General features: G+C 59.9%; 12 protein-coding genes and 1 tRNA gene. 5 read left to right on the forward strand and 8 right to left on the reverse strand.

The annotated features are described in order from the left end of the window. Positions 1–1495 (reverse strand): methyl-accepting chemotaxis protein (locus AACS24_RS09245; protein ID WP_258223166.1); only part of this gene is annotated, 1495 nt, incomplete at its 3' end. Positions 1496–1704: 209 nt separating this feature from the next. Then, positions 1705–2202: a lactoylglutathione lyase family protein gene (locus AACS24_RS09250; protein ID WP_042031906.1), complete on the reverse strand. Its 498-nt coding sequence runs from the start codon at positions 2200–2202 to the stop codon at positions 1705–1707. Between the two features lie 100 nt (positions 2203–2302). Between AACS24_RS09250 and AACS24_RS09255 the strand changes: the two genes are divergently transcribed. After that, complete coding sequence (locus AACS24_RS09255) at positions 2303–3175, forward strand: LysR family transcriptional regulator (protein ID WP_108573302.1); 873 nt, start codon at positions 2303–2305, stop codon at positions 3173–3175. Between the two features lie 54 nt (positions 3176–3229). Here AACS24_RS09255 and AACS24_RS09260 read toward each other — a convergent pair whose 3' ends face one another. Continuing rightward, entirely contained in the window at positions 3230–4600 is a 1371-nt protein-coding gene (locus AACS24_RS09260) for a phosphatidylserine decarboxylase family protein (RefSeq protein WP_108573304.1), read from the reverse strand. Between the two features lie 224 nt (positions 4601–4824). Beyond that, positions 4825–4901, reverse strand: a tRNA-Trp gene (locus tag AACS24_RS09265). Between the two features lie 201 nt (positions 4902–5102). Here AACS24_RS09265 and AACS24_RS09270 point away from each other — a divergent pair. From AACS24_RS09270 to AACS24_RS09285, 4 genes are all read left to right on the forward strand, one after another. Next, a complete protein-coding gene (locus AACS24_RS09270; protein ID WP_108573306.1) occupies positions 5103–5645 on the forward strand; it encodes a hypothetical protein in 543 nt (180 codons plus the stop codon). 275 nt (positions 5646–5920) lie between these two features. Next, positions 5921–6841 (forward strand): aspartate carbamoyltransferase, encoded by a 921-nt coding sequence (gene pyrB, locus AACS24_RS09275; protein WP_041209522.1) that lies wholly within the window; start codon positions 5921–5923, stop codon positions 6839–6841. A gap of 16 nt (positions 6842–6857) precedes the next feature. Further along, the gene (gene pyrI, locus AACS24_RS09280) at positions 6858–7322 is read left to right on the forward strand and encodes an aspartate carbamoyltransferase regulatory subunit (protein WP_041209521.1); all 465 of its coding nucleotides are present in this window, start codon (positions 6858–6860) and stop codon (positions 7320–7322) included. A 216-nt stretch (positions 7323–7538) separates the two neighbouring features. Next, positions 7539–8030 (forward strand): arginine repressor, encoded by a 492-nt coding sequence (locus AACS24_RS09285; RefSeq protein WP_041209520.1) that lies wholly within the window; start codon positions 7539–7541, stop codon positions 8028–8030. A gap of 178 nt (positions 8031–8208) precedes the next feature. Here AACS24_RS09285 and AACS24_RS09290 read toward each other — a convergent pair whose 3' ends face one another. The 4 genes from AACS24_RS09290 to arcA all read right to left on the reverse strand — a co-directional run bounded on the left by AACS24_RS09290 (position 8209) and on the right by arcA (position 13051). Further along, positions 8209–9612, reverse strand: coding sequence for a YfcC family protein (locus AACS24_RS09290; protein WP_108573310.1), 1404 nt, complete (start codon positions 9610–9612; stop codon positions 8209–8211). 123 nt (positions 9613–9735) lie between these two features. Further along, positions 9736–10740, reverse strand: a complete 1005-nt coding sequence (gene argF / locus AACS24_RS09295) for an ornithine carbamoyltransferase (RefSeq protein ID WP_108573312.1) — start codon at positions 10738–10740, stop codon at positions 9736–9738. Between the two features lie 101 nt (positions 10741–10841). Further along, positions 10842–11768, reverse strand: a complete 927-nt coding sequence (gene arcC / locus AACS24_RS09300) for a carbamate kinase (protein ID WP_042031910.1) — start codon at positions 11766–11768, stop codon at positions 10842–10844. A 62-nt stretch (positions 11769–11830) separates the two neighbouring features. Then, positions 11831–13051 (reverse strand): arginine deiminase, encoded by a 1221-nt coding sequence (arcA, locus tag AACS24_RS09305; protein WP_005339718.1) that lies wholly within the window; start codon positions 13049–13051, stop codon positions 11831–11833. Positions 13052–13371 lie beyond the last annotated feature (320 nt).

Below are 13371 nucleotides of genomic sequence, written 5' to 3' on the forward strand. Positions count from 1 at the left end.
CCACTACCGCAAAACCACGCCCCTGCTCACCGGCCCGCGCCGCCTCGATGGCCGCGTTGAGCGCCAGCAGGTTGGTCTGCTCGGCAATGCCGCTGATGGTTGCCAGAATGCCGCTGATCTTCTGGGCGTGGGCATCCAGTTCGTTGATGATCTGGCTGGCATCGGCCACCTCGTCCGCGAGACCGGTGATGCTGCGCTGGCTCTGACCGACCTGCGACTGACCGGCGACCGCCAGTTTGACCGCCTCGCCGGAGGTGGTGGCGGCAAACTCGGCGTTGCCGGCGATCTCCTGAGTGGCGGAGGCCATCTCGGTCACCGCGGTCGCCACCATCACGATCTCGTCCTGCTGCTGACGCACCCGCTGGCTGCGGGAGTGGGCGCCAGCCGCCTGAGCGCGGGACTGGGCCGCCAGCTCGACGGTGACATCGCGCAACCGGCTGACGATGCCGTGCAGCCGTGCCACGAACTGGTTGAAGTTGCGTGCCAGCTGACCCACCTCATCCTGACTGCGGGTGTCGATATGTACGGTGAGATCCCCCTCGCCATGGGCGATGTCGTGCAGCGCGCCGGCCACCCGGCCCAGATCGGCAAACAGATACTTGAACATGGCGGTGAGCAGGGCGCTGAACACCAGCATCAGCACCAGGGTCAGCCCCACCAGCTGCCACAGCAGGGAGGCGAGCGGTGCCTCCAGCACGTCGCGATACATCACCATAGCCAGCAGCCAGTCGGTGCCCGCCACCGGCTGCACCGCCAGCAGCACGTCGCGCCCGTCGAGGGTGGCGGTGTGCAGCTCGCTGTTCTCGCGGCCCCACTGCTGGAAGGTGGCCGCCGACAGATCGGGGGAGAGCTCACCAATCTGCTTGAGCGCCAGCTCCTTGTTGGGGTGACCGACGATAAGGCCGCTGTTGTCGAGCAGCATGGCGTACCCCTCGCCCTGCACCTGCATCGCCAGCACCTCGTCGATCAGCTTGTCGAGCGCCAGGTTGGCCCCCACGGCGCCGACCAGCTCGCCCTGATGGCGCACCGGCTCGGAGAGAGTGACCACCAGCTTCTGCATGGTGACGCTGACATAGGGGGCGGTGACAATGAGCTGTCCCGCCTTCACCGCGTCCTGATACCAGGGGCGCTCGCGCGGGTCATAGTTGCCGGTGTTGAGGGAAGGATCCTGCCGGGTCATCACCCCCTGAGTCGAACCAAAGTAGGTGAGACCGAAGCCGCCCGAGGTGTAGGCCTGCTTCAGGTGCGGCACCAGCTCGGCCTGCGGGTTGTCGGCGATCAGGTTCACCAGCGCGTGCACCGTGTTCTTGCGATCCGCCATCCAGTCGCCGATGGCAACCGAGTAGGCGTGACCATAGTTGACCGCCTCGCTCTGGATGGCGCTCATGGTGCGGGATTTGAGGGTGTGAAAGGCAACGATGCCGAGCAGTGATGCCATCAGCAGCACCACCCCCAGACTGGTTGCCAGCAGCTTGCCGCGCAAAGAGAGGGTCATGACGACAGATCCTTGTTGTTGTGACGAAGCAGGGAAAGACCCTGATATAATAGAGGCTATCGGCCACTCCCTGAACAGACTTTAGTGAATCTGTATACTTTTACATCTATCAACAACAGAAGCCGCTATCCGTGTGAGCAAGATCGCTATTCCATGCTACTGACCATAGCCACAACAAAGCAGCAGGCCGCCCGAAGGCGGCCTGTCACTTACCCCTGATATGCACCGGCGGAGTAGGTCAGCTCATAGCTGTGGCTGTAGATCTCGATGATGTTGCCGAAGGGATCTTCCATGTAGACCATGCGGTAGGGCTTCTCGCCCGGATAGTACTCGCGCACCGGCATCCGCTGCTTGCCACCCGCCGCGACGATGCGCGCCGCCAGCCCCTCGACATCCGGATCCTGCACGCTGAAGTGGAATACCCCGGTCTTCCAGAATTCGAAGTTGTTTTCGCGCTGCTCGCTGTTGGGGAACTCGAACAGCTCGATGCCGATCTTGTCGCCGGTGGAGAGGTGAGCAATGCGGAAGGAGCCCCAGCCCGGGCCAAACACGTCGTTGCACATCACGCCGATGGCGGAGTCATCCTCGCTGATGGTGGTCGCCGGCATGATGAGATACCAGCCCATCACCTTGGTATAGAACTCGACTGCCTTGTCGAGGTCAGTCACCGTGATGCCGATGTGGGAGAAGTTGCGCGGGTAAGTCATATGTCACCTTGAAATTGTGTGTGGGAAACAGGTGACATGATAGGAAGAGGCGCCATAATGAAAAATAAGGTCAAACTAATGGAAGGCATAAATTAAATTTATGGTTAATCCACTCTGGCTCCACACCCTGGTGGTGGTGCATGAAACCGGCAGTTTTACCCGTGCCGCCGATCGGCTGGATCTCACTCAGGCCGCCGTCAGTCAGCATATTTCGCGCCTCGAGGCCGAATTCGGCCCCCTGCTGCTGCGCAAGCCCCGCCAGCTGGAGCTTACCCCGCGCGGGTTGGTGCTGCTCGACTTCGCCCGCCAGCAGGCGCAGGCCGCCGAACAGCTGCGGGCCCGTCTCTCGGATGACGATCCCCATAGCGGCACCATCACCCTCACCACCCCGGGCAGCATCGGTCTGCTGCTCTATCCCCTGCTGCTCGACCAGCAACAGGAACACCCCGGACTCACCATCCAGCACCGCTTTGCCCCCACCCCCGACATAGTGCAGGCGGTACTGGCTGGGCGCAGCGATCTGGGACTGGTGGATCAACCGCCGGAGCACCCCAGCATCGCCGCCGAGCCCTTCGCCCGCGAGCCCCTCTGTCTGGTGGTGCCCAACGATGGCGAGGAGCAGAGCTGGCAGCACCTCTGTCAGCTCGGCTTTATCGATCACCCGGATGGCCGCAGCATGGCTCAGCGCCTGCTGGGACGACGCTACCCCGGCCAGCGCTTCGACGAGATCCCGCTGCGCGGCTTTACCAACCAGATCGGCCTGATCCTGGAGCCGGTCGCCCGCGGCCTCGGCTTTACCGTGCTGCCCCGCTTCGCCGTCACCGCCTTTGCCCAACAGGAGAAGATCCGGGTGATCCAGAGCCGGATCGAGGTGATCGACACCCTCTGGCTGATCTACCGCGCCGAGTGGCCACTCCCCGCCCGCCACCAGCGGCTGGTGGAAACCCTCAAGACGCAGGTCGGCGCCAGCTGATGCACAAACAACAAGGCCGCCTCAAGGGCGGCCTTTTACTGTCCGGCGGCAGGGTCATTTGACCCGTGCCAGCGCCGTATTGATCCTCAGGTTGGTCGCCTCCAGCCCCGGCTGCTGGCCGTAGAAGTCGAACTCCAGCTCGACCCCGGGGCGGAACAGCAGGCAGTGGGTGGAGCCACCGAAGTGGAACATCCCGAGCTGCTCACCCTTCTCGATCCGCTGCCCCGGCTGCACCGTCACCTCGCAGCTCGACACTTCGGCCATCCCGACCGGCACCACGCACATCAGACCGATTTTGGGATTGTCCGCCTCGATAAAGATCAGGGCGCGGGTCGCCACCGCGGTGAGGAAGGGTTGCGACTGATTGGGGGAGCTCGGGTCAGCGCCGTCGAGGTTGCCAAAACCCTGATGGCGGTTGGCAAGGTAGTAGCTGCCGTTGACCACCTTCACTGAACGCACCGTGCCGCTCACCGGGCTGTGCCAGCGGTGATAGCTCAGCGCGCTGAGGAAAGCCTGATAGATGGTGCCCCCCTCGAACTCGGCGGCACGCGGGTCGAAGTCGAGCAGGTTATCCAGCGAATAGGGTTGCCCCTTGAGCCAGAAGGAGTCCTGCCGGCGCACTCTTTTGGCCACCTGCAGCGGGGCAGATTCGCAGGCGTTGGCGATCACGTTGTCATCGTCGGGGGCCGTCACCGGCCGCACGCCGGGGCGAAAGCGGCGGGTGAAGAAGTCGTCCCAGCTGGCAAACCCTTCATATTCGGCCCCCGGGGTGGAGTGGAAAATCCCCTCGAAGCTGTCCGGAGTGGGGTTGTCACCGGCACCGAGCGCCCCCTGCGCCACCTTGACCATCTCCCGTTTCGCCACGTCACCCAGCCAGGGGACGATCAGGGTCTGGCGATCAAGCGGACTGACCGACTCGGTCAACACATAGCGGGAGGCCTGGCTTTGCAGGAAATTGGCCCAGTAGCCGAGGATCTTGCGCAGCTGCTGGTTCACCAGCTCGTTGGCAAAGAAGCCGTAACCGGCGGCCGTCGCCATGGGCCAGTTGAGCAGGGCATTGATGGGAAAGCCGATGAGCCCGGCCGGTTCGTGGCTCTGCACATCCTGATAGGCTTCCGGCGCCGTAGTCATGATGCCGTTGAGCAGCAGCAGAAACTCTTCGAAGCTGCGCACCTCGACCTGACCGAGCGGGGTTCTGTGCTTGTGCTGCCACGCCTCGTCAAACATCGCCTGCGCCTGCAGATGCAGCGCCGGCTCCTGCTCGACCAGCGCCTTCAGCTCGGCGATCGGTGCCACCAGCGGGCGGGGCTGACGGGTAACCGCCTGCCGCAGCCGCTGCACCCAGCGCTCCACATGCACCTGATCCCGGGGTACCCAGCCGCCAGCGTGGGTGTGATTGTGACGAGTCTCCACCGCTTTGTTCATCGATCTGTCTCCTTGGATTGAAGCGCCTCAGGCCAACCGGATGCATTACAGAAGCCGGGCCGCAGGGCACCATCTGACAAGAAACAAGGTGTAGCACAGGGGTAGAGAGCCCTCAATTGACAGATGTGGCAGAGGCAAACGGCAAGAAAGAGAGCTAGCGGGGAGAGTGGCAAACGCCAGAAAGCGAAAAGCCAGCTCGATGAGCTGGCTTTTCTTGAATTAAATGGCAGGGGCGGCAGGACTCGAACCCGCAACCATCGGTTTTGGAGACCGCTGTTCTACCAATTGGAACTACGCCCCTGCAACAAACGAGGCGTAGTATACAAAGCGGGTTTCAAAGGTAAAGGCTTTTTTCACACTTTTAATGCGATTGCACAAATCCCGAACAAGTCGCGCCGATTTGTGCAGCAATGGGGGGTAACTTGCTGTATTTCCAGACTCAGTGGGGTAGGAATGGGGCATAAATGGGGGTAGGGTGAAAGCAGGTACCGGGAGGCTGCTTATGCTCAATTACCGACTGCTCCAACAACTTGCGCCCCTCAACTTCAGGGACGAACGCAAAACAGAGTCTCTGCCCGACTACCTGGCCCGGGTCGCCCCGCTGGTGCCCTTCATCCCCGAAAATGTGCTTTCCCAGTGGATTTACCGTCATTGGCGCGGTTTTGAGTCCAACTGGAGCTTTATCGATCTCGCCAGCCACCAGTTCGCATGCGAAAGCTGGCCCACTGCGCAGATTATCGAGCAGATAGACTCGCGCCATATGGAGGTGATCGAGCGCTGGGGCGAGATGCTGCGTAGCAATCGCTATGTCCGTCGCTCCTGGCTCGGCGAGAAGATGCTGAGCGAAGGGAGCTGGCCCGAGCCGGTCATCGTGCTGGCGCCGGAAGCGGGAGCCAGCTACCCGAACGGCCATCCCCTGCCCCACCCATTCTGTCTGCTGGAGGGGCACCACAGACTCGGTTATTTGCGCACCATGGCCCGCGATGGCGAGCCGTTGCAGGCAGTGCATCAGGTGTGGGTTTGCCGTCCCGTTCGCGCTACTTAAACGTTTTTCAGGCCAAAACAGGCATGGAAAATAAAATTTTGACAATTAAAAATGCAGCCCTATAATCTGTCCGGTTTTGAACAAGGTCGGGACAGGAAGATGCCGTTTTTGATGAAAAAAACAGCTTTGCAAACGGGTGGAGCGCACCAGAGCGGCCCCGTTGTTTCCGGTTTCCGACCCGATGTTCCCCAGTTATTTTTAAAAAAAGCCCCTGTTTCCAGGGGCTTTTTTTTGTGCCCGAAAAACCTCCAATGATGTCAAAGGGAATGCAGACGATGACCAATCCACTCTACAAGAAACATGTCATCTCCATCACGGACCTGACCCGGTCTGAAATGGAACTGGTAGTCTCAACCGCACAACGGTTGAAGGCCGAGCCCGACACCCGCTTGCTGAAAGACAAGCTGGTTGCCAGCTGCTTCTTCGAAGCCTCCACCCGCACCCGCCTCTCCTTCGAGACCGCGGTGCAGCGCCTCGGCGGCAACATCATCGGCTTCGCCGACGGTGGCAACACCAGCGCCAAGAAGGGCGAGACGCTGGCTGACTCCATCAAGATCATCGGCTCCTACACCGATGCGGTGGTGATGCGTCACCCGAAAGAGGGGGCTGCCCGCCTCGCCTCCGAGTTCTCCCGCGTGCCGGTCATCAACGGCGGCGACGGCTCCAACCAGCATCCGACCCAGACCCTGCTCGACCTCTTCTCCATCCGCGAGACCCAAGGCAAGCTGGACGGCCTCAACGTCGCCTTCGTCGGTGACCTCAAGTACGGCCGCACCGTGCACTCGCTGGCGCAGGCTCTCAGCCTGTTCAACTGCCGCTTCTTCTTCATCTCCCCGGAAGCGCTGGCGATGCCGGACTACATCTGCGAAGAGCTGGAAGAGAAGGGCATTCAGTTCAGCATCCACGAGACCATGGAAGAGGTGATGCCGGAGCTGGACATCCTCTACATGACCCGCGTCCAGAAAGAGCGCTTCGACGAGACCGAGTACAAGCACATGGCTGCCAAGTTCATTCTGGAGCTGGCGACCCTGGAAGGGGCCAAGCCCACCATGAAGATCCTGCATCCCCTGCCCCGCGTCGACGAGATCGATGTGGCGGTCGACAAGACTCCCCACGCCTACTACTTCCAGCAGGCGGAGAACGGGGTCTATGCACGCCAGGCTCTGCTGGCACTGGTACTGAACGAAACTGTCTAAGGGAAAGGGGAACAACATGTCTGACAAGAACCAACTGCAAGTCGAAGCCATCCGTCACGGCTCCGTCATCGACCACATCCCCGCCGGCCAGGGCATCAAGATCCTCAAGCTGTTCCAGCTGGTGGAGACCCAGGAGCGGATCACCGTCGGCTTCAACCTGAAATCCGGTGCGCTCGGCAAAAAGGATCTCATCAAGATTGAGAACACCCGCCTGACCGAACAGCAGGCCAACCAGCTGGCGCTGTTCGCCCCGAAAGCGACCGTCAACATCATCGAAGACTTCAATGTGGTGAAGAAGCACCAGCTGGAGTTGCCGGAGTTCATCGCCGGGGTGTTCCACTGCCCCAACTCCAACTGCATCTCCCACAACGAACCGGTTGAGAGCTACTTCCGGGTTCGCGAAGTGAAGGGCGCGGTGCGGATGAAGTGCAAATACTGCGAGAAGTCCTTCACTCAGGACATCGTCAGCGAACGCTACTGATATCCAGACTCAAAAGATATTCACGTGGGCCCCAAGGGGCCCATTTTTGAACCCTGTCACATCACCAAATTCCCAGTCGGCTATAATTTGCCATCCAATATGGTAAAGCCCGCTCATTCCCTGCCAATCACACGATTGCCCCGATTTTCCGCTAACAAGCAGCAAATTTGGCAGATATCGAGCGCTCATCCCCGATCATCGTCAAAGGAAGTCGCCGTGGTCAAAACCCTCAGCCGTCCCGTTGCCCAAGAGCCCGATCTGGCCCAGCTGGATGCCTGTCGCCAGATCATCGGCCAGCACTGCTACAGCACTCAGGAAGAGATCCGCCGCGAGCTGTCGGAGCGGGGCTTTGCCGACATCAGCCAGTCCACCATCTCCCGCCTGCTGCGCCGTCTCGGCGTCGCCAAGGCGCAGAATGCCAACGGCAAGAAGGTCTACACCCTGGTCGACGAGCAGCTGGAGCCTGCCGGCAGCACCCGCTCTATCCACGACATGGTGCGCGAAGTGGTGCACAACCAGCAGATGGTGCTGATCCACACCACTCCCGGCGCCGCCACCGTGGTGGCCCGCCTGCTCGATCGCAACGCCAATCCCGAGATCATGGGTGCCGTGGCCGGCAACGACGTGGTGCTGGTCGCGCCGCGCCATATCAGCCGCACCCGTCAGGCCCACGCCGCCGTGGTGCGCACGCTGGAACAGGCGCGCTGAGTCCTTCCCCCGATAAGCAGCAAGGCGACCAGAAGGTCGCCTTTTTGTTGCCGCTGATCTTCGCCAAGACGGTTCATCCGTATCCGTTCTCCCCTCCCCACAGCTTGAGTCACCCTGAATCTGTTATAAAAAAACGGGAGCCCGTGGCTCCCGTCTTCAGCGTTATCTTGGTTGTGGCTTAGAGCACTGCACCCAGGCTCAGGCAGGCCACGATCAGCACGGTCAGGATACCGAGCAGCGGAGCCACCCACTTCAGGTAGCGCACATAGGGCACCTTGGCAATGGCCAGACCGCCCATCACCACGGCGGAGGTCGGGGTCACCAGATTCACCAGACCGGAGGCAGACTGGTAAGCAGTCACTACCAGCTCGCGGCCCACGTTGGCGAAGTCGGCCAGCGGCGCCATGATCGGCATGGTCAGCACGGCCAGACCGGAGGAGGACGGCACCAGGAAGGAGAGCACCACTTCCAGCACGAACATCACGTTGATGAACACCACGGTGGAGAGGCCGGTCACGATCCCTTCTGCACTGTGCAGGATGGTGTGGGTGATCATGCCGTTGTCCATCACCACCACGATACCGCGAGCGATACCGATGATCAGGGCCACACCGAGCAGGTCGCGGGCACCATCGATGAAGTTGGAGGTCAGCTCCTCTTCGCTCATGCGGGAGATGATACCGACGATGATGGCGGCAGCCAGGAAGACGCCTGAGATCTGCGCCATCCACCAGCCCAGCACGGCCACACCATAGATCATCACGGCGAAGGCGGCGACGAAGATACCCAGCACGATTTTACGGGTCAGGGTGAACTCCAGCATCTGGTCGCTCTTGTTGCCAAGGAAATGGGCACGGTTTTCATCCCACTTGTCAGCCACCAGCGATTTGCTCGGGTCGTTGCGCACCATCTTGGCGTAACGCATGACGTAGGCAACGCAGATCAGCCAGCCGGCCACCAGCATGGCGACACGCAGCCAGATACCGTCGGTGAAGGAGATACCGGCTGCGTTGGCAGCGATCACAGTGGCAAAGGGGTTGATGGTAGAACCGAGGGTACCGATACCGGCGCCCAGCAACACGGTTGCAGCCGCCACCACCGGGTCGAAGCGGGCGGCCATCATCACCGGCACCAGCAGGGTATAGAAAGGCAACGACTCTTCGGCCATGCCGTAGATGGTGCCACCTGCGGCGAACAGCGCCATCAGGATCGGGATCATCCACTCTTCACGACCGCGTAGACGATCGGTCACACGTTCGATACCGGCATCGATGGCACCGGTCTTGGTCACAATGCCAAGAAAACCACCGATGATCAGGATAAACAGGGAGACGTCGATAGCGCCTGCCTGATAGGTGTCATGGTTATAAAGACCATCGATCGGCGCCAGCAGCACGTCGACGATCCCCTGGGGATTGCCCTCCACCAGCTTGTAGGTACCCGCCACCGGCACTTCTTTGCCGAGGGCTTCGTTCATGGTCATTTCGTATTTGCCGGCCGGCACTATCCAGCTCAGGGCGGCCACCAGGGCGATCAGCACAAACAGTATCGTGTAGGCTGACGGGAACTTGAATTTGGTCATGGTCCAGCTTCCTTCTGTGGGTGTGGTATCCATGCAGGCTGCGGGTTGTAGGGTTAGAGGTATTATGCCGCTGTCACATGGTCGAAAAGCCGGGGGTCACCCCCCGGCACCACTACTGCGACCTTAGTCGCCCAGCGTAGCAACCATCACTGCCTTGATGGTGTGCATCCGGTTTTCGGCCTCGTCGAACACGATGCTGTGCTCGGATTCGAACACGTCCTCGGTCACTTCCAGACCTTTCATGCCATATTTGTCAGCCACTTCCTTGCCCATGGTGGTCTCATCGTTGTGGAACGCCGGCAGGCAGTGCATGAACTTCACATCCGGGTTCTTGGTGGCGTTGATGACATCCATGTTGACCTGATATGGAGTCATCAGTTTCACCCGTTGATCCCAGGCTTCTTTCGCTTCACCCATGGATACCCAGACGTCGGTATAGAGGAAATCAGTGCCCAGCACACCCTCTTTCACATCTTCGGTCAGGGTGATGCGTGCGCCGGTCTCTTCGGCGATCAGGCGGCACTTGGCAACCAGATCCTCTTCCGGCCAGAAGGCTTTCGGCGCAACCAGACGAATGTCCATGCCCATCTTGGCGGCACCGACCATCAGGGAGTTACCCATGTTGTTGCGGGCATCACCCAGGTAGGCGAACTTGATTTGATCCAGACGTTTGCCCTTGCCGTGCTCCAGCATGGTCATGAAGTCAGCCAGGATCTGGGTCGGGTGGAATTCGTTGGTCAGGCCGTTCCAGACCGGGACACCGGCGTAGGCACCCAGCTCTTCCACGATCTCCTGACCGTAGCCACGGTATTCGATACCGTCATACATGCGACCCAGTACCCGGGCGGTGTCCTTCATGGACTCCTTGTGACCGATCTGGGAACCGCTTGGGCCAAGGTAGGAGACTTGCGCACCCTGGTCGAAGGCCGCCACTTCAAACGCACAACGGGTGCGGGTGGAGGTCTTCTCGAAAATCAGGGCGATGTTCTTGCCAACCAGATGCTTGCGCTCGTAGCCACCGTATTTGGCTTTCTTCAGGTCGATGGCCAGATCGATCATGTATTGGATTTCGCGCGGGGTGAAGTCCAGCAGTTTCAGGAAGTTACGGTTACGCAGATTAAAAGCCATGATGAGTTCTCTCTATATTTGTTCAGACCAATTTAGGCAGTAGTGTTGACTACGCATTCTTCAGTACAGATTTGTGCAGACCCCGGAGGGCCGAGTTTCAATTACGCATTCACGGTACGGGTGGCGACGATATTGGTACCGGCTTCACCCTTGAGGATGGCGAGGCCATCTTCCAGAGAGCCGATGCCGACCATGCCGCCGGTCGCTTTGACAAATTCACAGGAGGCTTCGACTTTCGGTCCCATGGAACCTGCGTCGAACTTGACCCCGGCCAGCTCGTCCGGGCTGGTGACTCGCAGCGGACGCTGGGTCGGTTTGCCCCAATCCAGGTAGACGGCATCGGCATCGGTCAGGATCAGCAGGGCATCAGCCTTGATCTGCTTGGCCAGATAGGCGGCAGACATATCCTTGTCGATGACGGCTTCGATACCGGTCAGGCTCTGACCATCCCAAGTCACCGGGATGCCGCCACCACCGGTACAGATGATGAGGTGGCCCTGGGCAATCAGGGTTTCGATGGCGTCGCCTTCGACGATGCGCTGGGGCAGCGGGGACGGCACTACGCGGCGGAAGAACTTGCCGTCAGCCTTGACCACCCAGTGCTTCTCTTCTGCCAAGGTGCGGGCTTCCGCTTCTTCGTAGACGGGGCCGATATATTTGGTCGGATTGGCGAAGGCCGGATCCTTGGGATCAACCTGCACCTGAGTCAGCAGCGCGGTGACGTTGCGGCTCGGCATCAGATTCTTGAGCTCCTGAATCAGCATGTAGCCGATCATCCCCTGGGACTCGGCACCCAGCACATCCAGCGGATAGGGGGATACCTTGGTGTAGGCGCTGTTTTGCAGGGCCAGCAGGCCGACTTGCGGGCCGTTGCCATGCACCAGCACCACGTTGTACTCCTGAGCAATCAGGGCGATGGTTTTGGCGGCAGTTGCGATGTTCTTGCGCTGGATATCCGCTTCCAGTGGCTCACCACGACGGAGCAGTGCATTGCCACCCAGAGCGACGACGACAGTTGGTTTTTTCATAGTGGTTAATCTCGAGTTTGGTTCTGTGTGGCGCCAGCTTCTGCCGGCGCCACGCCGTCTCATCAGATGCTGTCGCGTTCCATCGGGCAGCTCATGCAGCGGGCGCCGCCGCGGCCACGGCCCAGTTCATCACCCGGGATGGAGAGAACTGTGATACCGGCCTTGTCATACTTCTCGTTGGTGTAGGTGTTGCGCTCGTAACCCACCACCACGCCGGGGCGCACGGTCAGCACGTTGTTGGCGTCGTTCCACTGCTCGCGTTCGGCTTCGAAGCTGTCACCACCAGTGGTGATGATCTTCAGCTGATCCACGCCCAGCGCTTTCTCGATCGCAGTGACGAAGTAACCCTCTTCCTTGATGTTCATGCCGGTGGCGCCGCCCGGAGTCAGGCTCCAGCACTGCACGTCCTTGCGGATCACTTCCGGATAGACGGAGAAGGTGTCGATATCCATGTGAGTCATGACGGTATCCAGGTGCATGCAGCTGCGGTGTTTCGGCAGCTCCATGGCGATGACCTGCTTGGCCTGACCATGTTTGAACAGGCTGCGAGCCAAGTGCTCGACCCCTTGCGGGGTGGTGCGCTCGGACATGCCGATCAGCACGGCGCCGCGGCCGATAACCAGTACGTCGCCCCCCTCGATGGTGGAGTTGTCGTAGTCGCGCTCCTCGTCACCGAAGTACTTGATGAAGTCCTGACCGGCAAACATCGGGTGCCAACGGTAGATAGCCTTCACATGGTTGGTCTCGCGACGACGGGCCGGCTTGGCCATCGGGTTGATGGAGACGCCGCCATAAACCCAGCAGGAGGTGTCACGGGTAAAGAGATGGTTGGGCAGCGGCTCGATGATGAAATCGGTCGGTGCATGCATGCCTACCACCATGTTGACGCCGCTGTAGGGCATCTCGGAGTAGGTCAGGCCGCCGGAGAGAATGCGGGCCAGTTCGCGGTGCGGCATGTCAGCCAGGAAGCAGCGCACGTCGTTGGCAAAAGAAGAGCCGAGGCGGTAGTCGGAGACCTGATGTTGCAGCAGCCAGGTTTTGGCTTCCGGCACATCCAGGGTCTCGGCCAGCAGATTGGTCAGCAGGAAAACTTCGACATTCTGATCGCGCAGTACCTGAGCGAATTTGTCGTGCTCCTGACCGGCGCGTTCAACAGACAGGACGTCATCGAACAGCAGATCCTGGCAGTTGGAAGGGGTCAGACGCTTCAGACTGAGGTTGGGGCGGTGCAACATGACACGGCGCAATTGGCCAACTTCAGAACCTACATAAAATTTGCTCATGATTATATTCCGTCTAGCAGTGGTCCCTGCGAGTGATTGAATAGATTCCTTCTATTCATGCTCGTGGCTAAGGCGGGATATTCTTTATGTAGGGTAATCGGCTTGTGTTCTATCCTGCCCTTGCCTTTCGAGAGCGAGGTTAGACCTGCCAATCACTGCAAACTTAGAGATTGATCACATTCACTCAGAACTGAATAAATTCATGAAAAGATCTTTGATAGGGGTAACAGATCCCACATTCTCTTATTCACCAAGCCCGCATACATACTTAAAAAAAGCCCTTTATATTTCATATTGAAAGCCATTTCATTCAGACAACC

This window comes from Aeromonas sp. HMWF016, from assembly GCF_963878195.1.
GTDB lineage: Bacteria > Pseudomonadota > Gammaproteobacteria > Enterobacterales > Aeromonadaceae > Aeromonas > Aeromonas lacus.